The 24,936-nt window shown below is 37.7% G+C and carries 21 protein-coding genes, 2 tRNA genes, 1 other RNA gene and 1 other annotated feature; of the genes, 19 read left to right on the top strand and 5 right to left on the bottom strand.

Translation table 11 applies throughout. From position 1 onward, the window contains the following. The first annotated feature begins 43 nt into the window (after positions 1-43). The 10 genes from gyrA (at position 44) to ACFOY7_RS04435 (ending at position 11,715) form a co-directional block, all read left to right on the top strand. A complete protein-coding gene (gene gyrA, locus ACFOY7_RS04480; RefSeq protein ID WP_390249812.1) occupies positions 44-2,572 on the top strand; it encodes a DNA gyrase subunit A in 2,529 nt (842 codons plus the stop codon). 13 nt (positions 2,573-2,585) lie between these two features. Then, positions 2,586-3,668 carry an HD-GYP domain-containing protein gene (locus ACFOY7_RS04475; RefSeq protein ID WP_390249810.1) on the top strand — a complete coding sequence of 361 codons (1,083 nt, stop codon included), beginning with the start codon at positions 2,586-2,588 and terminating at the stop codon, positions 3,666-3,668. Positions 3,669-4,065: 397 nt separating this feature from the next. Then, entirely contained in the window at positions 4,066-5,538 is a 1,473-nt protein-coding gene (gene guaB / locus ACFOY7_RS04470) for an IMP dehydrogenase (protein ID WP_390249808.1), read from the top strand. A gap of 205 nt (positions 5,539-5,743) precedes the next feature. Beyond that, positions 5,744-7,084: a serine hydrolase gene (locus ACFOY7_RS04465; protein ID WP_390249806.1), complete on the top strand. Its 1,341-nt coding sequence runs from the start codon at positions 5,744-5,746 to the stop codon at positions 7,082-7,084. Positions 7,085-7,226: 142 nt separating this feature from the next. Beyond that, positions 7,227-8,111: a pyridoxal 5'-phosphate synthase lyase subunit PdxS gene (gene pdxS / locus ACFOY7_RS04460; RefSeq protein ID WP_390249804.1), complete on the top strand. Its 885-nt coding sequence runs from the start codon at positions 7,227-7,229 to the stop codon at positions 8,109-8,111. A 21-nt stretch (positions 8,112-8,132) separates the two neighbouring features. Beyond that, the gene (pdxT, locus tag ACFOY7_RS04455) at positions 8,133-8,729 is read left to right on the top strand and encodes a pyridoxal 5'-phosphate synthase glutaminase subunit PdxT (RefSeq protein WP_390249802.1); all 597 of its coding nucleotides are present in this window, start codon (positions 8,133-8,135) and stop codon (positions 8,727-8,729) included. A gap of 2 nt (positions 8,730-8,731) precedes the next feature. Continuing rightward, positions 8,732-8,946 (top strand) — a binding site (T-box leader). 158 nt (positions 8,947-9,104) lie between these two features. Continuing rightward, positions 9,105-10,379: a serine--tRNA ligase gene (serS, locus tag ACFOY7_RS04450; RefSeq protein WP_390249800.1), complete on the top strand. Its 1,275-nt coding sequence runs from the start codon at positions 9,105-9,107 to the stop codon at positions 10,377-10,379. An 85-nt stretch (positions 10,380-10,464) separates the two neighbouring features. Further along, positions 10,465-10,557 (top strand) — tRNA-Ser (locus tag ACFOY7_RS04445). 178 nt (positions 10,558-10,735) lie between these two features. Next, complete coding sequence (gene proC / locus ACFOY7_RS04440) at positions 10,736-11,557, top strand: pyrroline-5-carboxylate reductase (RefSeq protein WP_390249798.1); 822 nt, start codon at positions 10,736-10,738, stop codon at positions 11,555-11,557. An 85-nt stretch (positions 11,558-11,642) separates the two neighbouring features. Continuing rightward, positions 11,643-11,715: transfer RNA gene (locus ACFOY7_RS04435), tRNA-Arg, on the top strand. A 238-nt stretch (positions 11,716-11,953) separates the two neighbouring features. Here the strand turns inward: ACFOY7_RS04435 and ACFOY7_RS04430 are convergent. The 3 genes from ACFOY7_RS04430 to ACFOY7_RS04420 are packed head-to-tail and all read right to left on the bottom strand — an operon-like array spanning position 11,954 to position 15,819. After that, positions 11,954-13,198: a Ger(x)C family spore germination protein gene (locus ACFOY7_RS04430; RefSeq protein ID WP_390249796.1), complete on the bottom strand. Its 1,245-nt coding sequence runs from the start codon at positions 13,196-13,198 to the stop codon at positions 11,954-11,956. Then, positions 13,195-14,283 carry a GerAB/ArcD/ProY family transporter gene (locus ACFOY7_RS04425; protein WP_390249794.1) on the bottom strand — a complete coding sequence of 363 codons (1,089 nt, stop codon included), beginning with the start codon at positions 14,281-14,283 and terminating at the stop codon, positions 13,195-13,197. Before ACFOY7_RS04425 ends, ACFOY7_RS04430 begins: the two co-directional genes overlap by 4 nt. A 51-nt stretch (positions 14,284-14,334) precedes the next feature. Then, on the bottom strand, positions 14,335-15,819 hold the full coding sequence (locus tag ACFOY7_RS04420; protein WP_390249792.1) for a spore germination protein: 1,485 nt from the start codon (positions 15,817-15,819) through the stop codon (positions 14,335-14,337). Between the two features lie 245 nt (positions 15,820-16,064). Between ACFOY7_RS04420 and acsA the strand changes: the two genes are divergently transcribed. Then, positions 16,065-17,780: an acetate--CoA ligase gene (gene acsA, locus ACFOY7_RS04415; protein WP_390249790.1), complete on the top strand. Its 1,716-nt coding sequence runs from the start codon at positions 16,065-16,067 to the stop codon at positions 17,778-17,780. A 198-nt stretch (positions 17,781-17,978) separates the two neighbouring features. Continuing rightward, on the top strand, positions 17,979-18,413 hold the full coding sequence (locus ACFOY7_RS04410; protein ID WP_390249788.1) for an RrF2 family transcriptional regulator: 435 nt from the start codon (positions 17,979-17,981) through the stop codon (positions 18,411-18,413). 55 nt (positions 18,414-18,468) lie between these two features. Here the strand turns inward: ACFOY7_RS04410 and ACFOY7_RS04405 are convergent, their stop codons facing one another. Together ACFOY7_RS04405 and ACFOY7_RS04400 are read right to left on the bottom strand one after the other, a co-directional pair. Further along, positions 18,469-19,764, bottom strand: a complete 1,296-nt coding sequence (locus tag ACFOY7_RS04405) for a LysM peptidoglycan-binding domain-containing protein (protein WP_390249786.1) — start codon at positions 19,762-19,764, stop codon at positions 18,469-18,471. Positions 19,765-19,843: 79 nt separating this feature from the next. Beyond that, entirely contained in the window at positions 19,844-20,365 is a 522-nt protein-coding gene (locus ACFOY7_RS04400) for a cysteine hydrolase family protein (protein WP_390249784.1), read from the bottom strand. A gap of 123 nt (positions 20,366-20,488) precedes the next feature. Between ACFOY7_RS04400 and tadA the strand changes: the two genes are divergently transcribed. The 7 genes from tadA (at position 20,489) to ACFOY7_RS04365 (ending at position 24,670) form a co-directional block, all read left to right on the top strand. Further along, on the top strand, positions 20,489-20,977 hold the full coding sequence (gene tadA / locus ACFOY7_RS04395; RefSeq protein WP_390252039.1) for a tRNA adenosine(34) deaminase TadA: 489 nt from the start codon (positions 20,489-20,491) through the stop codon (positions 20,975-20,977). Positions 20,978-21,060: 83 nt separating this feature from the next. Further along, an RNA gene (gene ffs, locus ACFOY7_RS04390) (signal recognition particle sRNA large type) lies at positions 21,061-21,326 on the top strand. A 123-nt stretch (positions 21,327-21,449) separates the two neighbouring features. After that, positions 21,450-23,135, top strand: coding sequence for a DNA polymerase III subunit gamma/tau (gene dnaX, locus ACFOY7_RS04385; RefSeq protein ID WP_390249782.1), 1,686 nt, complete (start codon positions 21,450-21,452; stop codon positions 23,133-23,135). Positions 23,136-23,162: 27 nt separating this feature from the next. Next, entirely contained in the window at positions 23,163-23,486 is a 324-nt protein-coding gene (locus ACFOY7_RS04380) for a YbaB/EbfC family nucleoid-associated protein (protein WP_390249780.1), read from the top strand. A 12-nt stretch (positions 23,487-23,498) separates the two neighbouring features. After that, a complete protein-coding gene (recR, locus tag ACFOY7_RS04375) occupies positions 23,499-24,095 on the top strand; it encodes a recombination mediator RecR (protein ID WP_390249778.1) in 597 nt (198 codons plus the stop codon). A gap of 16 nt (positions 24,096-24,111) precedes the next feature. Next, positions 24,112-24,327 (top strand): YaaL family protein, encoded by a 216-nt coding sequence (locus tag ACFOY7_RS04370; protein WP_390249775.1) that lies wholly within the window; start codon positions 24,112-24,114, stop codon positions 24,325-24,327. 82 nt (positions 24,328-24,409) lie between these two features. Next, complete coding sequence (locus ACFOY7_RS04365) at positions 24,410-24,670, top strand: pro-sigmaK processing inhibitor BofA family protein (RefSeq protein ID WP_390249773.1); 261 nt, start codon at positions 24,410-24,412, stop codon at positions 24,668-24,670. Positions 24,671-24,936 lie beyond the last annotated feature (266 nt).

The raw sequence follows: 24,936 nt of genomic DNA, 5'->3' as shown, positions 1-24,936 counted from the left end.
CATCATTGTAGTAAGTACTGCAATGAATAGGAGGTAATGTTGTATGGTGGATAATAAACGTCCACAAGTTCAAGAAATTAATATAGGACAAGAGATGCGTACATCTTTCTTAGATTATGCGATGAGTGTTATTGTTTCAAGGGCACTGCCTGATGTTAGAGATGGTCTAAAGCCAGTGCACAGAAGGATATTATATGCATTAAATGATCAAGGTATGCATGCAGATAAACCTTACAAAAAATCAGCACGTATTGTTGGTGATGTTATCGGTAAATATCACCCGCACGGTGATTCTGCTGTATATGAAGCGATGGTCAGGATGGCGCAGGATTTTAGTTATCGTTATATGCTTGTAGATGGACATGGTAACTTCGGTTCAGTGGACGGAGACCCGCCTGCTGCGATGCGTTATACGGAAGCAAGAATGTCGAAAATCGCGATGGAAATGTTACGGGATATTAATAAGAATACGATTGACTATACGGATAATTACGATGGTTCTGAGCGTGAGCCTAAAGTACTTCCTGCCAAGTTCCCTAACCTTCTGATTAATGGAGCATCAGGGATTGCGGTAGGGATGGCAACAAACATCCCTCCACATCAGTTAGGCGAGACAATTGACGCCATTCTGGCAGTGAGTAAAAATCCGGAAATTACGATTGCTGAATTAATGGATGATTATATCTATGGTCCAGATTTCCCTACTGCCGGTCAAATTCTTGGACGAAGTGGTATCAGAAGAGCATATGAAACAGGAAAAGGCGGGATTACAGTCCGAGCAAAATCCTCCATTGAGGAACAAGCAAACGGAAAAGCGAGGATTATCGTAACTGAATTGCCTTATCAAGTAAATAAAGCAAAACTAATTGAAAAGATAGCTGAATTAGCCAGAGAAAAACGGATCGAAGGTATTACCGACTTACGTGATGAGTCGGATCGTAACGGGATGAGAATGGTTATTGAATTAAGACGTGATGCAAATCCGAATGTAGTACTAAATAACTTATATAAGCAAACATCCCTTCAAACATCATTTGGTATTAATATGCTTGCACTTGTTGATGGGCAGCCAAAAGTTCTTAATTTAAAGCAGTGTTTAGTTTATTATCTAGATCATCAGAAAGAAATTACTAAGAGAAGAACACAATATGATTTAAATAAAGCAGAAGCAAGAGCACATATTTTAGAAGGATTAAGAATCGCACTTGATCATATAGATGCCATTATTGCCTTAATTCGTCAGTCTCAAACAACAGAAATCGCCCGTGAAGGTTTAATGAATCAGTTTAAACTTTCTGAGAAACAAGCCCAGGCTATCTTAGATATGCGTTTGCAACGTCTAACAGGACTGGAACGAGAAAAAATTGAAGACGAGTATAAACAACTTCAATCATTAATTGAAGAATTAAAAGCAATCTTAGCAGATGAGGAAAAGATATTAGAGATCATCCGTGAAGAATTGACAGAAATTAAAGAACGCTTCAATGATGAGCGCCGAACAGAAATTGTTAGTGGCGGGCTAGAAATGATTGAAGATGAAGATTTAATACCGGAAGAGAATATCGTTATAACACTAACACACCGTGGATATATTAAGAGATTGCCAGCATCTACTTACCGTGCGCAAAGAAGAGGCGGACGCGGTATCCAGGGTATGGGGACAAATGATGATGACTTTGTTGAACATCTAGTATCTTGTTCCACACATGACACGGTACTCTTCTTCTCCAATAAAGGAAAAGTATACCGTGCAAAAGGATATGAAATTCCGGAATTTAATCGAACAGCAAAAGGAATACCAATCATTAATCTGCTGGAAGTCGAACAAGGGGAATGGATTAATGCGGTTATTACAGTCAGTGAGTTTAATGAAGACTGGTATCTGTTCTTTACAACGAAATACGGGATTTCTAAGCGGACTACGCTATCACAATTTGCGAATATTCGTAAAGGTGGATTAATCGCATTGAACTTAAGGGAAGATGATGAATTAATCTCTGTTCGTTTAACAAATGGTAAAAAGGATATCTTGATTGGTACGAAAAATGGTTATGTTATCCGCTTTGAGGAAGAACAGATTAGATCAATGGGAAGAACGGCAGCCGGTGTAAAAGGAATATCTTTAAGAGATGACGATGAAGTTGTTTCAATGGAAATCCTTAATGAAGGGGATTATGTTCTCAATGTAACAGAAAATGGCTATGGGAAACGAACACCTGAAGAAGAATATCGGAAAACGAACCGTGGCGGTAAAGGAATCTTTACATGTAATGTCACTGATAAAACTGGTCGTGTTGTTGCGGTTAAAAGTGTAACAGGTGAAGAGGATATTATGATAATGACCATTTCTGGAGTACTCATTCGGATGCAAATAGAAGGTATTTCTACAACCGGAAGAAATACACAGGGAGTAAGGCTGATTCGCTTGCAAGATGAAGAGAAGGTAGCAACAGTAGCAAAAATTGATCCAGAAGAAGAAGTGGATGAAGTAATCGCTGAGCAGGAACTTGAGCAAGGACAAATAGTAGAGCAGGAACCTGATCAAACGGAAATTGACCAAAATAAAGAGTAGGGGTGTGGTCCGATTGCAGGTACATCCAAATCAATTAATTCCAGGATGTATATTACTCAAGCCGGTTGAAGGAAAAACAAAACATCCAATTATCTTTGACAATACGGTCATTGAAGAAAAGCATATAGAAGTACTACAACATTTTGGTGTAAAAGCAATAGAAGTTTCAGAGCGGCTTGTCTCTGGTGTAACATTTCAACCGGGAGATTTGAAAGAGGAATCTAAAGATGAAACTGGAACAGCAACAACTGATTTTGCAACATTATATAAAAAAGCTGTGCAAAGCTATAAAACCTTATTTAAAAAATGGCAATCAGGTTCACCCATCAATGTAAATGAGCTCCGCAGAATAGTGATTCCATTATTTAATTGTATGGAAGATATACAATTAGATGTGTTTCTATTACACAAATATGCTACAAAAGAGGATTACTTTTATCACCATGGCATATCTGTTGCATTAATTTCGGCACATTTAGCAAAAAAGGTAGGCTACCACAAAGAATGGATACAAATAGGAATAGCCGGAATACTTGCAGATTGCGGGATGGCAAAATTAGATAGTACGATTATGCAAAAAGAGCGTACATTAACTTTATCTGAGTATAATGAAATTAAAAAGCATGCAACACTATCTTATCGGTTAGTTGAGAATATTGCCGGGCTTTCTAAAGAAGTGAAGCTAAGTATTTTACAACATCATGAACGATTGGATGGCAGTGGTTATCCACTGGGAGTAAAAGACGATAAAATTCATCCATTTGCTAAAATTATTGCAATTAGTGATACCTACCATGCGATGACATCTGAACGGTGTTATCGCAAAAAGCAGTCACCATTTAAGGTCATCGAAGAAATGCTTATATTAGCATATACCAAATTTGACTATGTGCTTTTACAAACATTTGCGCAAACCTTATTAAATTATTCTATTGGTACAAGTATCTTATTATCTAATGGACAGGAAGCAATTATTGTTTATGCAAAACCGGAAACTCCAATTAGACCAATTGTCCGGCTGACTTCTACTAACGAAGTTATTTCACTTAAGGACAAACCAGCATTGTTTATTGAGAAAATTATCAGTAATAATTAAGGAAGAGAGGACAAGCAGTTCTCTCTTTTTTTTATACAGGTACATTCTATCCTCCTGGTTATTATGCAGCATACCAATTAATCTGCCATAAAATTAAATAAGAAAATTCAACAATATAATACCAGCTTTTTGCTTAGATAAAATTTGTTTACTGCCAATGTAAACTCTTACACTGCTGATTTCATTATAACCACTGATTTTCTCTAATTTTTTATTAGAAAAAAAGGTTGAAAATCCTATGAACATGTCGTATTGTAATTAACAATAGTTAAGAAGCAAAACCTCAATGATGCGTTATGTCTAACAGAGATTTGGGACAAAATAGACGTACCATTTCCTCATTTATAATGAAAGTTTTCCACTATCCTATCATTAATTTATATAAGGAGGTCTATCCGTGAGAGAAGACAAATTTGCTAAAGAAGGTTTAACATTTGATGATGTATTGCTAGTTCCTGCTGAATCCAATGTATTGCCTCGAGATGTATCAGTTAAAACAAAGCTTTCAGACAAAATTACATTGAACATACCTTTCTTAAGTGCGGGTATGGATACTGTAACAGAAGCGAAAATGGCTATTTCTATTGCAAGACAAGGTGGAATTGGTATTATTCACAAGAATATGTCCATTGAAGAGCAAGCAGAGAATGTAGATCGTGTAAAGCGTTCTGAGAGTGGTGTTATAACAAATCCGTTCTTCTTACTTCCAGATCATCAGGTGTATGATGCGGAACACTTAATGGGGAAATTCCGTATTTCAGGGGTACCAATCGTTAATAATAAGGAAGACCAAGTACTTGTTGGCATTTTAACCAATCGTGATTTGCGATTTATTGAAGACTATTCGATTAAAATTGCGGATGTAATGACAAGTGAGAATCTTGTAACAGCTCCTGTAGGAACAACTTTAGAAGAAGCTAGCAAAATTTTACAAAAACATAAAATTGAAAAGTTACCATTAGTTGATAAAAATAATGTACTAAAAGGATTAATTACCATTAAGGATATTGAAAAAGTAATTGAGTTCCCTCACTCGGCCAAAGATCAGCAAGGACGACTATTAGCTGGTGCGGCAGTTGGTGTCACTGGTGACTCTATGCTTCGTATCGAAAAGCTTGTTGATGCGGGTGTTGACGTTATCGTAATGGACACGGCACATGGTCACTCACAAGGTGTAATCGAACAAGTGAAAAAAGTCAGAGAAGCATACCCTGACCTTGATATTATTGCAGGAAATGTGGCAACCGCCGAAGCAACGAGAGCGTTAATTGAAGCAGGTGCTAATATAATTAAGGTAGGAATTGGCCCTGGATCAATCTGTACAACTCGTGTTGTTGCAGGTGTTGGTGTACCACAAATTACGGCTGTTAATGACTGTGCAACAGAAGCAAGCAAGTATAATATACCAGTTATAGCTGATGGTGGTATTAAGTATTCCGGTGATATTGCGAAAGCCATTGCTGCAGGTGCGCATGCAGTTATGCTGGGAAGTTTATTTGCAGGGGTATCTGAGAGTCCTGGAGAAACGGAAATCTTCCAAGGGCGTCGTTACAAAGTATATCGTGGCATGGGCTCTATTACTTCCATGAAATCTGGTTCCAAAGATCGCTACTTCCAAGAAACGGATGAGACGAAGAAGTTAGTTCCAGAAGGTATTGAAGGTCGCGTCGCATATAAAGGGCCACTTGCGGATACTGTTCATCAGCTTCTCGGTGGATTGCGTTCAGGTATGGGCTATTGTGGATCAAAAGATATTGAAGCATTACGTAATGATGCGAAATTTATTCGCATGACAGGGGCTGGGCTTCGTGAAAGTCATCCACATGATGTCCAAATTACAAAAGAATCACCGAATTATTCCATATCATAATTCTTATACCCGATATCCGTTTGATTTAAACAGTGAGGAATTTTGTAAAAGCCTGTTTCACTTTGTATGGAACAGGCTTTTCATTTTTTTCACGTGAAACTTTTAAATATATGTCTATTTAAAGAATGATTACATAGCGTCATTTTCTATTTTGATGAGTTATGGTAAAATATTTTCGTGCAAAAAATTGGTGGAGGTAGAAAATGTGAGAAATATGTCAAAAAAAATAAGTATACTATTTATGATTACAATACTAGCAATTGCTGCATTTGCAATAAAACCATTTGAAGGACAAGCAGCAACATCTTTAGAAGTAAGTGCAGAATCGGCTATCCTAGTCGATGCAAATACAGGGAAAATATTGTACCAGAAAAATGCGGATCAATTATTACCTCCTGCAAGTATGACAAAGATGATGACAGAATATTTAGTGCTTGAAGCGATTCATAATGGGGATATCAGCTGGGAAACAACTACACAGATAAGTAATTATCCTTATAGTATTTCAGCTGATCCAACCTTTTCCGGTATTGGATTAATACAAGATCAAAACTATACTGTTCGTCAATTATATGAAGGTATGTCCATAATATCTGATAATGCTACAACCATTGCATTAGCAGAATTGATTGCCGGATCAGAAGCAGAATTTGTTAAAATGATGAATGCTAAAGCAGAAGAGATGGGGCTGCCTGAATACGAATTCGTTAATTCAACAGGCTTATCCAATGCAGATTTAGGAGAAAATTACCCTGAAGGAACGGAACCAGATGCAGATAATTTATTATCCGCTCGTTCGGCAGCATTGCTAGCCTTTCATTTAATTAATGATTATCCAGACGTTTTAGACTTTTCCAGTACCATGCGATCAGAGTTAGATGGTCGCCCCCTGGAGAATTTAAATTGGATGTTACCATGGGAAGATAACAATTTTACGCAATATGGATATGAAGGTGTCGATGGATTAAAAACAGGTTATACTGATGAAGCAGGATATTGTTTTACAGGTACTGCTCAACAAGGTGACCGCAGAGTAATTACTGTTGTTATGAAGACAGGCAGCCAGGGAGAACGCTTTTTGGAAACAAAGAAATTAATGGAGTATGGATTTTCTCAATTTAGCCAAGTGGAATTGTTCCCTGGCGGATATCAATTAGATGAGGAGTCTGCCCTTCCTGTTACAAAGGGAAAAGAAGAGGAAGTAGATGTTGAAATGGCTGAGTCCATAACAGCGATGGTTAGGAATGGCGAAGAAGAACTATACAATATTCAATATAAAATGGACGAAAGCTTGTTAAATGAAGAAGGAGAATTAACAGCACCTATTGAAAAAGGTGATAAAATAGGTGAAGCCCTGTTAACTTACAGTGGGGAAGAAGAAATTGCTTATCTTAATGGTATCGGCACACAGCAGAAAGTCGATCTGGTTGCTTCAGCTACAGTAGAAAAAGCAAACTGGTTCATGTTAACGATGGGAGCTATTGGAGATTTCTTTGGTAATTTGTTTAGTGCAGTTGCAGGATTTGTAAAAGGCCTGTTTAGCTAATATAGTGATTTAAAGGCTGTAGTTAATTCCAATTTCACCACTTGGCATTTGTGAAATTTTTGTTATATAATATAATATAGTAGATATAATGACGATACGTTTATCATACAATAAGGGATTTTATACTTAGGAGGAAATATAGATGTCTAAAGTAGGTACAGATAGAGTAAAAAGAGGTATGGCGGAAATGCAAAAAGGCGGCGTTATTATGGACGTTGTAAATGCAGAGCAAGCTAAAATTGCCGAAGAGGCTGGTGCTGTAGCAGTAATGGCATTAGAACGAGTACCATCTGATATTCGTGCTGCCGGCGGTGTTGCTCGTATGGCAGATCCGACAATTGTCGAAGAAGTAATGAACGCTGTATCCATTCCAGTAATGGCAAAGGCACGGATTGGCCATATTGTGGAAGCACGTGTACTAGAAGCAATGGGTGTTGACTATATTGACGAGAGTGAAGTATTAACACCAGCAGATGAGGTATTTCATTTAAATAAAAACGACTATACTGTACCATTTGTCTGCGGCTGCCGTAACCTTGGGGAAGCTGCTCGCCGTATTGGAGAAGGTACAGCAATGCTTCGTACGAAAGGTGAACCAGGTACAGGGAATATTGTGGAAGCAGTTCGCCATATGCGTGAAGTAAATGCACAAGTTCGTCAATTAGTGAACATGTCTGTTGATGAAGTGATGACATATGCAAAAGATTTAGGCGCACCATATGAAGTACTTTTAGACATTAAAGAAAATGGACGTCTGCCTGTTGTAAACTTTGCTGCAGGTGGTATTGCGACACCAGCTGATGCAGCTTTAATGATGCAGTTAGGAGCTGACGGTGTATTCGTAGGTTCTGGTATTTTCAAATCTGACAACCCTGCCAACTTTGCAAGAGCAATTGTAGAAGCAACAACACATTATGAAGATTATGAGTTAATTGCTAAAGTATCGAAAGGAATCGGTACAGCAATGAAAGGGTTGGAAATTAGTACAATTGCTCCTGAACAACGTATGCAAGATCGTGGCTGGTAATATAGTGAGGAGTAAAAATAGATGGTTAGAATAGGCGTATTAGGTCTCCAAGGGGCTATTCGTGAACATATTCGTTCTGTTGAAGCTAGAGGTGCAGAAGGAATAGTGATTAAACATAAAGAACAGCTGGAAGAAGTTGATGGGCTAATCCTTCCCGGAGGAGAAAGTACAACAATGAGGCGGTTAATCGATAAATATGATTTCCTAAAACCTTTAATAGATTTTGGGAAACAAGGTAAACCAATTTTCGGTACTTGTGCCGGGTTAATTCTTCTGGCAGATGAGATTGTTGGTAAAGACAATGCCCATCTGCGTTTAATGGATATGAAAGTGGAACGTAATGCTTTTGGCCGTCAACGTGAATCATTTGAAGCAGAGTTAGAAATTAAAGGTGTTGCGAAAGATTTTGAAGCAGTTTTCATTCGTGCACCATATGTTGTAGAAGTAGGACCCGAAGTGGAAGTAATAGCAACATACAAAGATAAAATTGTTGCAGCTAAACAAGGACATTACTTATGTAGTGCGTTTCATCCAGAATTAACAGATGACCATCGCTTAACAGGCTATTTTATCGAAATGGTAGAAAAAGCGAATCAAACAGTAACACAAGGTTCATAATATCGAAAACGTTGAAAGGAAATAGTATCTCTACTATGCTTTGCAGAGAGTCAGTGGTCGGTGAAAACTGATAAGTGTATGGGGAGAATCCATCCTTGAGTGATAAGCGAATTTGTTAAAGTAAGCTTATCCGGTGGCAAGCCGTTATTTGTAAATCAAGCTGGGAGATAATCTTCTCCAATCAGGGTGGTATCGCGGGTAAACTCTCGTCCCTATCTTTTATTAGGGGTGGGAGTTTTTTTATATTGTGATGAATTATCCGCAGAATTCCGTGAAAGGTAACAGCTTGCAGCGGATATCACCTGAATAAGAGTCATTTACAGGAATATGGTTTAATTTAACTTAATGAATATAATTTTTTAGGAGGTATTTCATATGTTAGATATGAAAATGTTACGTAACAATTTTGCTGAAGTAAAACAAAAGCTGCAGCATCGAGGGGAAGACTTAGCCGATTTAGATAAATTCGGTGACTTGGACGAGAGAAGAAGAGAATTAATTAACGAAACAGAACAATTAAAAGCGAAACGAAATGAAGTGTCTAAGCAAATTTCTGTATTAAAGAAGGAAAAGAAAGACGCTGATGATATGATTGCTGAAATGAAGACAGTCGGTGACCGAATTAAAACGATTGATCAAGAATTGAAGCAAGTGGAAGAGGAATTAGAAACATTAATGCTTTCTATTCCAAATATTCCTCACGAATCTACACCAATCGGTGAAACAGAGGACGATAATGTAGAAGCACGCAAGTGGGGTGAAGTTCCTCAATTTGCTTTTGAGCAAAAGCCACATTGGGATGTTGCCACAGAATTAGATATTTTAGATTTTGAAAAAGCAGCAAAAGTAACAGGCAGCCGATTTGTTTTCTATAAAGGATTAGGTGCGAGATTAGAACGGGCACTAATGAATTTTATGATGGATTTGCATGCAGATGAGCATGGATATGAGGAAATGTTACCACCATATATGGTTAACCGCACTAGTATGACAGGAACAGGACAACTCCCTAAATTTGAGGAAGATGCCTTTAAACTTGAAGGTTGGGATTACTTCTTAGTACCAACAGCTGAAGTTCCTGTTACTAACTATTACCGTGATGAAATTTTAAAGGTGGAAGATTTGCCGCAAAAGTTCACAGCATTCAGTGGGAGCTTTCGCTCTGAAGCAGGTTCAGCAGGCCGTGACACAAGAGGTTTGATTAGACAGCACCAGTTTAATAAAGTAGAGCTTGTTCAATTCGTTAAACCGGAAGATTCTTATCAAGTATTAGAGGAATTAACAGGCCATGCTGAAAAAGTACTGCAGTTATTGAAGTTACCATACAGAGTAATGAGCATGTGTACAGCCGATTTAGGGTTTACTGCAGCGAAAAAGTATGATATTGAAGTATGGATGCCAAGTAATGATACGTACCGTGAAATATCTTCCTGTTCCAATTTTGAAGACTTTCAGGCTCGTCGTGCAGGAATCAGGTTCCGCCGTGAGGAAAAAGGGAAGCCAGAATTTGTTCATACATTAAATGGTTCCGGTTTGGCAATTGGCCGTACGGTTGCAGCCATTTTAGAAAATTACCAGCAAGAAGATGGCACTGTAAAAGTACCAGACGTATTGGTGCCATATATGGGCGGGAAAACAGTTATTTCTTAATTAATTGACTTATTTTCAAAAAAAATTAAATGAAATGTTGACGGCGAGATAATAATATGATATATTATTACTTGTCGTCAGATACGGAGGAATACCCAAGTCCGGCTGAAGGGATCGGTCTTGAAAACCGACAGGGGTGTCAAAGCCCGCGGGGGTTCGAATCCCTCTTCCTCCGCCATTATTTGCACACAAAATTGGAGATTACATATTCAAAAATCGTTATCATTGCATAACGATTTTTTTGTTTTATACTATAAGAGTGGCAAGTTTTAGTTTGATTCTATTCGCTATCAATTAGCAGAACTAAGTTTCAAATGTTAAAGAGGCTTCTATTAAGATAAAGAGGATGAACAGTGATGAAACAAACAATTACATTTCTTGGTGCAGGTTCAATGGCTGAAGCAATTATTGCCGGAATGACGGGAAATAACGTTGTGCCGTCACAGCAAATTACTGCAACAAATCATTCAAATGAAGAACGATTAGCAGAATTGGCAGGAAAATATCATATCCAAATAACTCCAAATAAACAAGCAGCAATTGAAAAAAGTGATGTTATCATTCTTGCAATGAAACCAAAAGATATAAAGACAGCTACAGAGGAAATAAGAGGCTGGTTGAGCGAAGAGCAAGTGGTTATTTCTCTATTGGCAGGAATATCGACTAGTTTTATAGAAAAACAGTTAGATACAAATAACCCTGTCATTCGTGTGATGCCAAATACTTCTGCAACCATTGGCTTATCTGCTACAACTATTACAGGAGGCCGTTTCGCGGCATCAGACCACTTAATGCTGGTAGAAACACTTATGCAATCTGTTGGTACCACTGCATTAATAAAAGAAGAGGAAATGGATGCCTTTACTGCACTTGCTGGAAGTGCTCCTGCTTTTTATTATTATATGGTAGAGGCAATGGAGCAATTTGCTGCTGCTAAGGGACTGGATATAGAAGTCGCAAAGCCCCTCATGACCCAGACAATAAAAGGTGTTGCAGAAATGTTAGAAACAAGTCCAGATTCACCCAAAGTGTTACGTGAAAAGATTACTAGCCCTGGTGGGACGACAGAGGCTGGCTTAAAAGCATTGGAATTACATGATTTTCAAGAAGCTGTTATAGCTTGCTTACATCAAGCAACAGATAAATCAGCAGAGCTGCGTAAAAACTTTGAAAAATAATGATAGGAGGAAAAACAAGGACAGACATCTTGATTTTTCCTCTAATGAACTCTTATAATAACAAAAGTACACATATTCAGGTAATGGCCCTATAGCTCAGGGGATAGAGCGTTCGTTTCCTAAACGATGCGTCGCAGGTTCGAATCCTGCTAGGGCCGTAAATAACATACGAGGAATACTTGTCAACCCCCTCAAGTATTGGGGGAAGGAAATAATAGGGATATAAACTTCTAACGAAATAAAATAATTATAATAGATGTAACCATAACAGAAAGGATAACTGAAAGAATCGCTATTCCCCCCATTTTATTCCCAGAACGAAATGTATCAATGCTATGTATGACACATCGATAAATAATGAAGATCACTAATAATACAAACAATACCTTCACCATTTTAATCCCTCACATCTTCTATGCTAGTATCATTTAGCATTTTTCCGAATTCTAATTTCTCCATCACGTAATCAATTTTTATTTCTGCATTAGGGTAAATGTTATTTGACCAATCTGCCTTTTCATAGGACGGAATATCCTTGAAGAATTTTCTTACAAACAGTGACCAATAAAAAGGTTCTAACCGATATTCTTTTTGTGTTTTCTCAATAAATGCTTCTGTTTTTTCTGTTAATCTTTTAGTAATCGTTCGTTCTAATTTTTCTCTGGCATCATTATTTGTTGAATAATCAATTACACTTGGAATTGCTACAACTTCCGCTTTAAATTTCACCTTAACATCAATGGTCGTTGGTTTATCTTTATGGTAGTTAATATTGATTCTTGGTTCTTCGGTTTGGGAATAGTTATACGTTACGCGGTAATCTGGATTAATCGGATCTGGGATTGTTGCTAAATAACTGTCCATCTCTAATGTCGTATTAAGTGTTTGTGCAATGCGTGTTTCTTCTCCATTAATAATATCAATCATTTTCCCTTCCTTAAAAACAGCTGAACCCATAAACTGTGTAGGAGATCCACCAATTTGGGGAATTTCCCCGGCGATATATTGATCTTCAAACCCGTCTTCTTCCTTCCGGTTCTCTGATTTTTCTGTTGTGGCATAAATACCAAGAAATAAATCAGCATCTCCTTCTGTTATTTGGAAAAACTGATGAACTGTTGCTTGAGGAATGATTCCTGTCTCGATAGCGCGTGATAACATTGCCTGATAATATTTATGTGGCCTTGTTTCCATAATCGGCTGATTGTTATTAATAAAGTCGGATGCCTTTTCTTTTGATACGATAAGTTCTACCTTTCTTCTTATATCTGGTGTTCGGGATGCTGATTGAATGATTCGTAGAAAATCATCTGATCTGGCCACATCCTCTGCTACAACGATTACCCTAGTATGATCTAGTGTGATTTGTTTGGAAATAATTGAGTTAGCTGTATAGGTGGCACTCAATATATCGGAGCCATTTACTGTGACATTCTCTGTCGGTGGCTCATCTGAATTAGCTGTTGAAGAATAGCCTACTTCCGGGTTAGGGAATTGGTAAGTTAATGCATAAATTCCTTTCTCGTCAGTGGAATCAATACCAATTGCAATAACATACGATTGCTGTTCCAGTTCGATGCGGTCCTGGCAGCCAACTAATACAAGCAGGAATAATAACCATAACAAGAGCTTTTTTATCATTTACGTAAACCTCCTCTTAGTAGAGCAACCAGCCATAATAAAATAGGCAGGATAATAAAGAATGGAGTCATGATAGACAGTAAGGTATCCCGAAATTGGAGTTCATTAATAACTGTATTAAATGGCAATGCCGCCACTGTTGCTGTCAGAAAACCAAATGGAAGTAATAACGGTTCAAAATTTTCAATGTTAAAGACAACACCAAAAATCCATGTAGTAAGGTACAGAAGGATCAGAAATTTTAAGTAGGCTGCAATTATCCAAAAGACCATAAAGATTGTTTCAATATTAGAGAAGAATGCACCAAAGCTGATAAATTGGGTAATATCATGGAATGGAAAAGCAATCTTAACAACAGAGTTATAATCAAATACTGTAATATAGACAAAATAAAAAACTACTATTTCGAACAAAGCAACAATTGCTGCAAGGATGCTGGCTTTATGGAAAATTTCTGTTTCCCTTGTTGATACATAAGCAATGAGGATAAAAAACAGTTCAGCAAAAATGGACGCCTTTCCAATACCCTCACTTAACAGGCTGGATAATCCTGAGCCAAAGATCGGGAATATTCTTTGAATCAGCAAGTCCCCTAATACTAGGAATACAATAAAGAAAGCAGATATCTTAATAAAGGGTAAAGCAATAAATGTCGAATACCCAATTACCTCAATTCCTCTTTTTGCCCCGAAAAAAACGATACCAAGCAGGATAACAAAGATAAGGCTAGTGGGCGCTTCCGGATAGTATAATACTTTTATTTGTTCCACATAATTACGACTGTCCAATGTCATTGACAAAAAGGCGAAAAGAAAGATAATAAAGCCGATCGCTTTTCCTAGCCCTTTTCCTAAAATTGCTTCTAATAATTGAACTAAGTTTTTATCTTTATATTTCTTTAATAAGTAAAGCATTAAAAGGAAGCTTGGAAAGATGCAGATAAAAGATATTACTGGTACAATCCAAAGTGCATTTTGTGTATTTTGAGCTAGTAAGGATGGAGTAGAATCAGATAACCTAATGCCTACAATGATTAAAATCATTGCAAATATTTCTCTTACCCGTAGAAATCCTCTATTTTGCATAAGTACATAACCCTCTTCTTAATAAAGATTGACATAACGAAAGTGGCAGACCTATTTTTCACGTTTCTGACTGTCTTTTAAATCAAGATAGCCAGGACGATAGAATTCCTTCTTCAACACTTTACGAAAAACAGTGTCCTTGGCTGATACAAAATTTGGCGTAATTGGTGAGAAAAATGGTACACCGAAAGACCTGATTGATGCTGCATACATAAAGAACAGAAGTAATGCCCCTGTAAGCCCCAGCATACCTAATGAACCTGCAGCCAGGATGAAGACAAACCGAACGATCCTTACCGTAAAATTCATGTTCAAGTCAGGAATGGCAAAGGATGATAATCCTGATAATGCGGCAACAATAACGATAATAGGACTAATAATATTGGCTTCCACAGCAGCTTGGCCTAAGATTAGTGCCCCAACTATCCCGATCGTTGGGCCAAGTGGGTTAGGTATCCTTACCCCTGCCTCTCTAATTAATTCGAAGGCTATTTCCATTAGCAAAATTTCAAACAGAAGCGGAAATGGAATTCTTTCTCTAGATGCGGTAATGGCCAACAGTAAATCTGGTGGAATCATCTCACTATGAAAATTAGCTATCGCTACATAAGTTGCGGAAATCATTGTTGTTAAATAAAAACATAATAAACGAATGCAGCGAGTAAAGTTACCATATAAAAAACGTAAATACCTGTCCTCTGGTGAATGATAAAAAGACCAAAAAGTAACAGGTACAATTAAACAGGCAGATGATGTGTTCATTAATAAGATAATATAGCCATCTTCAAGAAAGGCTGTAGCTTTATCAGGTCTTTCCGTGTATAAGATAGTAGGAATTAAAGAATAAGGGCGTTCTTCCATGTGCTGTTCTAAGATCTCAATATTACGAATGCTGTCAACAGATATATTTTCTAACCGTTTTTTTATATTTGCTAATAGATCACTATTTACTAAATCTTTGATGTATAAAAGATTCACTTCATTTACTGATCTTTGGCCGATTTGTACCCCTTCATTGACTAATTGCTGGTTATGAATTTGTTTACGAATAAGAGAGATGTTTGCATTTAACGATTCGGTAAATGCATCTTGCGGTCCTTTAATGACACTTTCATTTTCCGCTTTGGATACCGAACGATGCTCAAATTCAGCAACATCCATCGCATAGGCAGCTGGATCCTGATCGATAAATAAGATTACTTTCCCACTGTTGATATTCTGTACAGCTGTCTCCAAGTCTGTTACCTCTTGCACACTTCCGATCGTAACAATATTACTAAGTTTATCACTTGTTTGTTCGAGCAATGGTTTAATAATATGTGTATCAATTCTTTCCCCAGCGACAATGGAACTATAGTAAAAGAGACAAGCATTACTTTCATTGAATTTGGCCTTTAATGTTCGCATAGAGAAATCTTTATTCAGTCCATAGGAAAAAGCTTGCTTCATTTCCTCAATATTTACAGATAAATTATCGTGAATAGGCGACTTTTTATCTTTGCTTTTATTTTTTCTTTGCCCTTGTTCATTTTTCATTTGGCGCAATTTAAGGACACATCCTTTCCGTCTTACAAGATAGTATGTGCAAACTTTCCTTTCCTATGTAGGAAAATAATTCAGTTGTACTATCGTTTTCTTAACGTGCATTTATGATTACTTTAGATGTAATAAATGGAATTTTAAACGCTTGCATTCTGAATTCATTTCGTTACAATAGAAATAGGGGATAAACATTTCATTTCAAGTCAATGCAAGCGTTTACTAGATAAGGAGTGATGAGGATGGATATGACAAAGGTGCCGACAAGACAAGGGAATTATAATGTGACTAGTTACGAAGAGTTAAGAGAAGGTTTTGATTGGGAACATGTTAAGAAAGAATTTAGCTGGTATCAAACAGGGAAAGTAAATGCAGCATATGAGGCAATTGACAAGCATGCAGAAAACCCTCAGACAAAAGATAAAGTTGCCTTATTGTATTCATCACCGGATCGGGAAGAATCTATTACTTTTGAACAACTCAGTAAACGAAGCAACCAAGTGGCAAATGTGTTAAAGAAATATCATGTAGAAAAAGGTGACCGTGTCTTCTTATTTATGCCTAGAAGCCCGGAATTCTATGCTAGTTTTTTCGGGATATTAAAAGTTGGCGCAATCGCAGGGCCGCTATTCGAAGCATTTATGGAACAGGCGGTAAGAGACCGGCTTGAAGATAGTGAAGCAACAATGCTCATAACAACACCGGATTTATTAGAGCGTGTACCTGTAAATGAATTGCCTGCACTAAAACAAGTAGTATTAGTCGGTGCGGAGGATTTGGAAACAGGAAAATATATAAATTTTGATAAGGAGATCGAGAATGCATCTGCATCTTTCGATATGGAATGGGTAGATTTAGAAGATGGGATGTTAATTCACTATACCTCTGGATCTACTGGCAAACCAAAAGGGGTTTATCATGTTCATAATGCAATGATTCAACACTATGCAACAGGCAAATGGGTTATCGATCTAAAAAATGATGATGTTTATTGGTGTACAGCAGACCCAGGATGGGTAACTGGAACAAGTTATGGGATTTTTGCCCCATGGTTGAATGGTGTAACCAATGTCATTCGAGGTGGACGCTTTACACCGGAGTCCTGGTATGAAACGCTGGATAAATATAATGTGACAATCTGGTATACAGCCCCAACCGCATTAAGGAAATTTGTAAGTGCAGGAGAAGAGCTTGTTAAGCAATATGATTTCTCCAGCCTGCGACATATTATGAGTGTTGGGGAACCGCTAAATCCGGAGGTCATTACATGGGGGCTTAGGGTGTTAGATTTAAGAATCCATGATACATGGTGGATGACCGAAACTGGCGCCATGCTGATTGTAAATTTACCGTGCATGGAAGTACGACCAGGTTCAATGGGCAAACCTATTCCCGGTATCGAAGCAGCGATAGTTGATAATGAAGGGAATAAACTGCCACCAAATCAAATGGGGAACTTAGCAATTAAAAAAGGCTGGCCATCAATGATGCGTGCCATTTGGAATAACCCAGGTAAATATGAAAGTTATTTTATTAATGAGTGGTATGTTTCAGGGGATAGTGCATATATGGATGAAGATGGCTACTTCTGGTTCCAAGGCCGTTTGGATGATGTAATTAATACATCTGGAGAACGTGTTGGTCCATTTGAAGTGGAAAGTAAATTAATTGAACACAAAGCAGTTTCAGAAGCTGGTGTTATTGGAAAGCCTGATCCTGAGCGTGGAGAAATTATTAAGGCATTTATTACACTAAATCCCGGATATGAAGCAACAGATGAATTATTGGAAGATATCCGTTTGTTTGTGAAGACGGATTTAAGTGCACATGCTGCTCCGAGAGAAATTGAAATTACAGATAGTATTCCAAAAACACGCAGTGGTAAAATTATGCGCCGCCTCCTGAAATCATGGGAACTAGGTTTACCAACTGGTGATACGTCAACATTGGAAGAATAGAAAAAAAGCAGGGTGATAAGCTCTGCTTTTTCTTTTTTTGTTGTAATATCATCTGCTATTACAATATAGACTTCTGCCAATGATCCAGTTATTTTACCGCTTGTTACCGTTAGCGAGCATAAGATCTAACAACCTCCTTGTCAATGAAAGATGGTTATGTGTAGACTATGAATATATCAATGATAAGGGGCTTTTTATATGCGTTTAAAAAAGTATACCGACTACGCATTACGTGTGCTGATCTACACAGGAACAAAAAAAGAAGAGAAAGCTAGTATTAAAGAAATTTCTGACACTTTTTTTATTTCTACAGAACATATTCGTAAAGTAGTTCATCAATTGAGTGTGAACGGATATATAAAGACAACGAGAGGGAGAAATGGCGGGATTACACTTGCAAGGCAGGCGGAAGAGATAAACATCGGGTCTGTTATTCGTTTGATGGAGAATGAGTTTTATATGTTAGAATGCTTTGATGGAGAACATAATCAATGTGTAATCACTTCTTCATGTCATCTTCGCCATGTCGTTGGGAAAGCAATGCAGGCATTCTTTCAGGTATTAGAAGATTACACATTAGATGACCTTATTGTTAACAAAGAAGAATTGCGAGTTTTACTGGTAACAGATTAAGCAATTAGTTCTGAGAAACCTTTGCTGAAAATCCATAGAAAAAGGAACGCACTAGTTAGAGAGCGTTCCTTTTTCTTATTGTGAATTGGTCTTCTAATAAGAGCCAGTTTTGAGGAAAAGATAGACCAAGCTTCCAATAGGCAATGCCTCGTAAATTTTTTTCTTTGATCAAATCAAATTTCGCTTGAATAGATCTTGCATCTTCAAACCATACCTCATGGCGATTTCCTTCATTATCCTGATAGAAATAGTAGGGGGCTTGTGCTTCCTCATCATATAAAATCGCTTGATTGTTTTCCCGAGCTAAATCAATTGCTTGTTGCGGGCTTAAAGCTTTTGCATAGTCTCCGCCTGGCACATATGGCAATGTCCAGTCATAGCCGTATAAATTCTGCCCAAGCATGATTTTATTTGCAGGCATTTCGGTCAGGGCATATTCTATTACATCCCGGACAGGTCCGATTGGAGAAACAGCCATTGCAGGTCCGCCGCTATATCCCCATTCATATGTCATCAGTACAACAAAATCGACAATCTCCCCATGATCCCCATAATCATGAGCTTCATACCATTCCCCTGTTTGTTCTGCACTTGATTTCGGAGCTAGTGCTGTTGATACGAGTAAACCTTCCTGGTGAAGCCTCTCTGTCGCCTTGACTAAAAAGTCCCGGTAATCTTGTTTGTTTTCTGGAGGCAGAAATTCCAAATCAAAGTGCACCTCTACGTATCCGACTTCATTTGCTGTTGTGATAATTTGATCGAGTAATCGGTTTTGAACTTGTTCATTTGTCAAAATAATTCTCCCTAATTCAGCACTAAAAGCACCTTCTTCTAAATTACTGACAACAAGGGTTAATTCTGCTTCGTTTTCATTAGCAATTGATGCGAATTGGTTGAGAGGTGGAGCGATAAGAGAACCTTCTCTTGTCACCCGATAAGAGAATGGAGCCAAATAAGTGAGGTTTCTGCTGTGTTTCCTAGCAGCATTTTCTAATGTTTCGGAAACAGTCCCGCCAGTAGGTTCAATATATGCCAATACTTCAATTTCCTTATTTGTAACTTCGGGAATGTATAATTGAATGCCAACAGATAACGGCTGATATAAACTAATTTGATTAATGTTGGCTAATTCAGAAGCGGAAATACCAAATTTCTGGCCGATTGAGTATAGACTATCCCCAGATTGCACTGTATAAAACTGACCGTATATCGGAATGACAACTGCCTGACCAACAACTAATCCTTGTTCTGGATTTAATTCATTAGCAGTAGCTATTGCCTGATAGGATGTTCCAAACCGGCTGGCAATCGAATAAAGAGTATCACCTTGCTTTACGATATATGTCTGCACTGAACGTTCTCCTCTCTTTCATCATATCTTTTAATACCATATGATAATTTAGAGAGATTAGAACATTATTCCCATTCCTTTAAATCGGCTTAGTATTTGCTTTGAAAACTTTCTTCATTAATTGAAGTGCATCTTCATTATGTCTCTCTGTATTTGATGCCACACAATTTTCAGGGACATGTAATGTATACCCTCTCATATGTGCGTCATTAGCTGTGAATAATATACATATATTCCCCGCTATACCTGCCATAATAATATGTTCAATCTCTAATTCTTCTAATAGAGACCTAAGTGGTGTTTGGAAAAAGCCGGACATTTGAGGTTTCATAATAAAATAATCACCTTTTCCAGGAGTCCCCTGTTCAATAATCTCTTTATTATCTTCTGTTAAACAAACTTCGGCAATCGCCTTATAATCAGTTTCCCATGTATTATAATGGTCATTTACGTATATGACAGGCAAGTTATGTTCTTCAGCAAAATTTTTTAGTTTTTTAATATTGGGGACAATCTTTCTGGTGTGGTGCAGAAGCATTCTCCCTTCCAAGAAATCAAAGTCATTAATCATATCAATAATCATTACAGCTGCTTTTTTCATTTGCTCACCTCATTTTCATCCTGTTGAATAGATACCCTCATTCGATCAAAACATGCATCCCCTACTTGAAGTTTTTCTTCAAATTGTGCAATATAGGAGAAAAAGGATGGAATGTGGGATAGTATGGATGATCAGCAATATATGCAAATTGCGCTGGATGAGGCGAAAAAAGCCGAAGTTTTAGGGGAAGTACCAATTGGTGCTGTCATTGTCTATCAAGATGAAGTTATTGCTTCTGCCTTTAATTTAAGAGAAAAGCTTCAGACAACAGGCTCACATGCAGAGTTGTTAGCAATAGATAAGGCGAATGAAGTTATTGGCAGCTGGCGATTAGAAGAATGTACCCTTTATGTTACATTGGAACCTTGCCCAATGTGTGCTGGAGCGATCTTACAGGCGCGTATCCCGCGAGTGGTATATGGAGCAAAAGATGAAAAAGCAGGGTGTGCCGGCACACTCTTTAATTTATTGCAAGATGATCGCTTTAATCACCAGGTTGAGGTGATACCAGGCGTATTAGGAGAAGAAGCTGGGGAACTGCTTACTAACTTTTTTAAAAAGTTAAGGTTAAAGAAGAAGAAGATAAAGACTGATATGGATGAAAATGGCTAGGGATGAGCCTTGCATTTCTCTGGAGAAACGGTTATACTAATAAGTGCGCTTTAGTTGCGCAACTGAATATATTAGTAAACTTGCCGTGCTAGGTGGGGAGGTAGCGGTGCCCTGTACTCGCAATCCGCTATAGCGAGACTGAGTACCTTGCTGAGGTGTCACTGCTTTAAGGTCTGCCTTAAGGGAGTAGTGTTGACGCTCGGGTCCTGCGCAACAGGAACTCGTGAACCATGTCAGGTCCGGAAGGAAGCAGCATTAAGCGAATCTTCTTGTGTGCCGCGGGGAAGCCTGGGTCGAGCTATCAACTTAAGTAACGCTTAGGGCAGTGTCATCGAAGCTTGGTGCACGGCGTTAATACATACTATAAAACCTCTTGTTATTAAACAAGAGGTTTTTCTAATATCTTACTCGTTTTTATGAGAAGAATTTGCTACAATATAAATTAGTAAAAAAACTAAAAGGGGTCACGACAATGGGATATCAAGCATTATATCGCGTTTGGCGTCCAAGAGATTTCGAGGATGTCGTCGGACAAGTTCATATTACTCGTACACTGCAAAATGCGATTATGCAGGATAAGTTTACCCATGCCTATTTGTTTTCAGGTCCTCGCGGTACAGGGAAAACAAGTGCTGCTAAAATATTTGCTAAAGCGGTAAACTGTGAAAACGGTCCAGCATTGGAGCCGTGTAACCAATGCTCTGCATGTTTAGGTATTCAGGATGGGTCCATTTCCGATGTGGTGGAGATCGATGCTGCCTCAAATAATGGCGTAGAACAAATCCGTGATATCCGTGATAAAGTAAAATACGCCCCTAGTGCTGTTGCGTACAAAGTATATATTATTGACGAGGTACATATGTTATCAATCGGTGCATTCAATGCCCTTTTAAAAACATTGGAAGAACCGCCAAAGCATGTCATTTTTATTCTTGCAACAACAGAGCCGCATAAAATACCATTAACCATTATTTCGAGATGTCAGAGGTTTGATTTTAAACGGATTTCCCAAAAAGCGATGGTAGAAAGAATGCTTCATATAACATCTTCCGAAAATATCGATGTATCAGAAGAAGCGTTAGAAGCAGTCGCACTTTCAGCAGAAGGTGGAATGCGGGATGCGCTCAGCTTGTTGGATCAAGCGATCTCTTATAGTGAGGATCAGGTAACAATAGACGATGTACTTGCTGTTACAGGATCTGTTTCCCAGCAAAAATTAGCATCGATTGTAACTGTTATGGATGAGAAGAATGTGCAACAAGCTTTAGTAGAGGTTGATGAGCTGATTCAATCAGGGAAAGATCCAGGTCGATTTGTATTTGATTTAGTATACTTTTTACGAGACATATTGTTGTATCAAACAGCACCAGCACTTGAAAATGTTTTAGAAAGGGCAATTGTTGATGATACTTTCAAACAATTAGCACAGCAATTAAACGCAATATGGATTCAACAGGCAATTAAAGAATTAAATCAATGTCAACAAGAAATAAAGTGGACGAATAGTCCGAAGGTTTTTATTGAGATTGCCATTATGAAGATTTGTGAACAACAAACAAATAAGAACTCACCATCCAATTCGGATTACAATAATCTAATTAAAAAGATAGAAGAATTGGAAAACAAAATAAACGAAATGCCAAAACAAGTCGTACCCCAACAGGAAAGCAAACCGCAACAAACCAGAAAAAGCAGTCCTGTCAGCCGAAACAGCTATAACATTCCATATGATCGCATTCGTCATGTTTTAACAGAAGCATCAAAAGATATGTTAAAAAAAACGAAGACAGAGTGGCCTAATTTCATGGATGCACTTAAGAAGCGAAGTGCACCAGCACATGCTACTGTACAGAATAGTAAACCAAGTGCCGCATCAGGCAATGTTATTATTATTGCCTTTCGTTATGAAATACACTGTTCGCTTGCATTAGAACATAGACAAACGATAGAATTAGTATTATCTGAAATAATCGGTTCGGGGATGACTTTTATCCCAATTCCTGAGGAAAACTGGCAAACCTTGCGAGAAGATTATATTAGGAAGCAAAGGGAACAAGGCAACCCGGACGATGATCAGCCAACTGAAGAGAAAGAAGACCCGATGATTGAACAAGCAAGGAATTTAGTTGGGGATGACTTATTAGAAATACACGAATAAAAGTAATATTTATTAGGAGGGATTTCCATGCGTGGTGGAGGAAATATGAATAAAATGATGAAACAAATGCAAAAAATGCAAAAAGATATGGTAAAGGCTCAAGAGGAATTGCAAGAAATGACGTTTGAAGCTACTGCTGGTGGTGGTATGGTAAAAGTAACAGCAAACGGTAAAAAAGAAATTACAGATATCGAAATTCAAGAAGAAGTTGTAGATCCAGATGATATTGAAATGTTACAAGATTTAATTTTAGCTGCAACAAATGAAGTATTAAAAGAAGTAGAAGACAAGACAAACGATACGATGGGCAAATTTACAAAAGGGCTAAATTTACCTGGAGGTATGTTCTAGGAGGAATATCTAATGTATTATCCGGAACCAATATCCAAACTAATTGATAGTTTTACGAAATTGCCAGGGATCGGACCTAAAACTGCTGTCCGCCTGGCTTTCTTTGTCCTGAATATGAAAGAGGATGACGTGCTGGATTTTGCCAAAGCTTTAGCGAATGCGAAAAGAGAATTAACCCATTGCAGTGTGTGCGGGCATATTACAGACCAGGATCCCTGTGCAATCTGCCAGGATGATTCCCGGGACCAATCCCTGATATGTGTTGTGCAGGACCCGAAAGATGTTATTGCAATGGAGAAAATGCGAGAATTTAATGGTAAATATCATGTACTTCATGGTGCTATTTCCCCTATGGATGGAATCGGACCAGAAGACATCAATGTTCCCTCATTAATCAATCGATTAAAAGATGAAGAGGTAAAGGAACTGATATTAGCAACAAACCCGAATATTGAAGGTGAAGCAACCGCAATGTATATATCGAGACTCGTAAGACCATCAGGAATCAAAACAACACGTATCGCTCATGGTTTACCGATGGGTGGAGATTTGGAATATGCAGATGAAGTCACCTTATCAAAAGCACTAGAAGGTAGAAGAGAACTGTAAATAAGGGTGAAATAAAATGTTTCGTAAAAAGAAGATAAAAAAAGAGGTAATAGACCAAGAACTTCTTCATACTATCTATCAATTAAAAAATGAGTGGACAAACTTAGAAGATATAATGGCGCGCAGTATCGAACCTAGTGAAAGAGGCCAATTTGATTTAGCTGTTGCTAAGGCTAAATACTTTTATCTTATTCGTGAAGCTAAATATCGCAGGATCTCAGCAGGGCGGTAAAGTAAAAAAATTTCTATTCTAATTTCTTTCCTGTTTCATATAGTTATATAAATGATTATATTGTTAAAAGGGGACAAGCTTAATGAATATGTGGATTATTGGTGGATTATTGTTGTTAATTGCATTTTTATTAGTGAAAGGTATCCCGCTTAATTTTACAAAGCCATTGGGGAAAGGTGCGATAAAACTAACAATAGGAATTCTCTTTTTGTTCTTCTTTAATTTATTCGGCGCATCATTCGGTCTTCACATCCCGGTTAACATCTTTACAGCGGCAATCGTTGGATTGCTCGGAGTACCAGGTATTGCTTCATTGACAGCCATTCATGTGTTCTTAATCTAAATCCGTGCCAGAAGAACCAAATTAATCGTTGGTTCTTTTTTTCATGATTTTTTGTTGCTTTTCTTTTTTAGGTGTGTTATTCTGATTTAGTCGCTTTTTTAAGAGACATATACAAACAAAAAACATTAAAAAAACTATTGACTTAAATATTTATAAATGTTATATTTAAGAGGTCGCTTTAAAACGACGCATTAAAACATTGATCATTGAAAACTGAACAAAACAACCAGTATGATATAAAATGTAAGAACAAGCTAGCTTATAGA

The sequence above is a fragment of the Gracilibacillus xinjiangensis genome (assembly GCF_042651765.1).
In the GTDB taxonomy this organism is placed as follows: domain Bacteria; phylum Bacillota; class Bacilli; order Bacillales; family Amphibacillaceae; genus Gracilibacillus; species Gracilibacillus xinjiangensis.
Note: the sequence above shows the minus strand (reverse complement) of the source record. Positions and strands in the feature narration are given on the sequence as shown.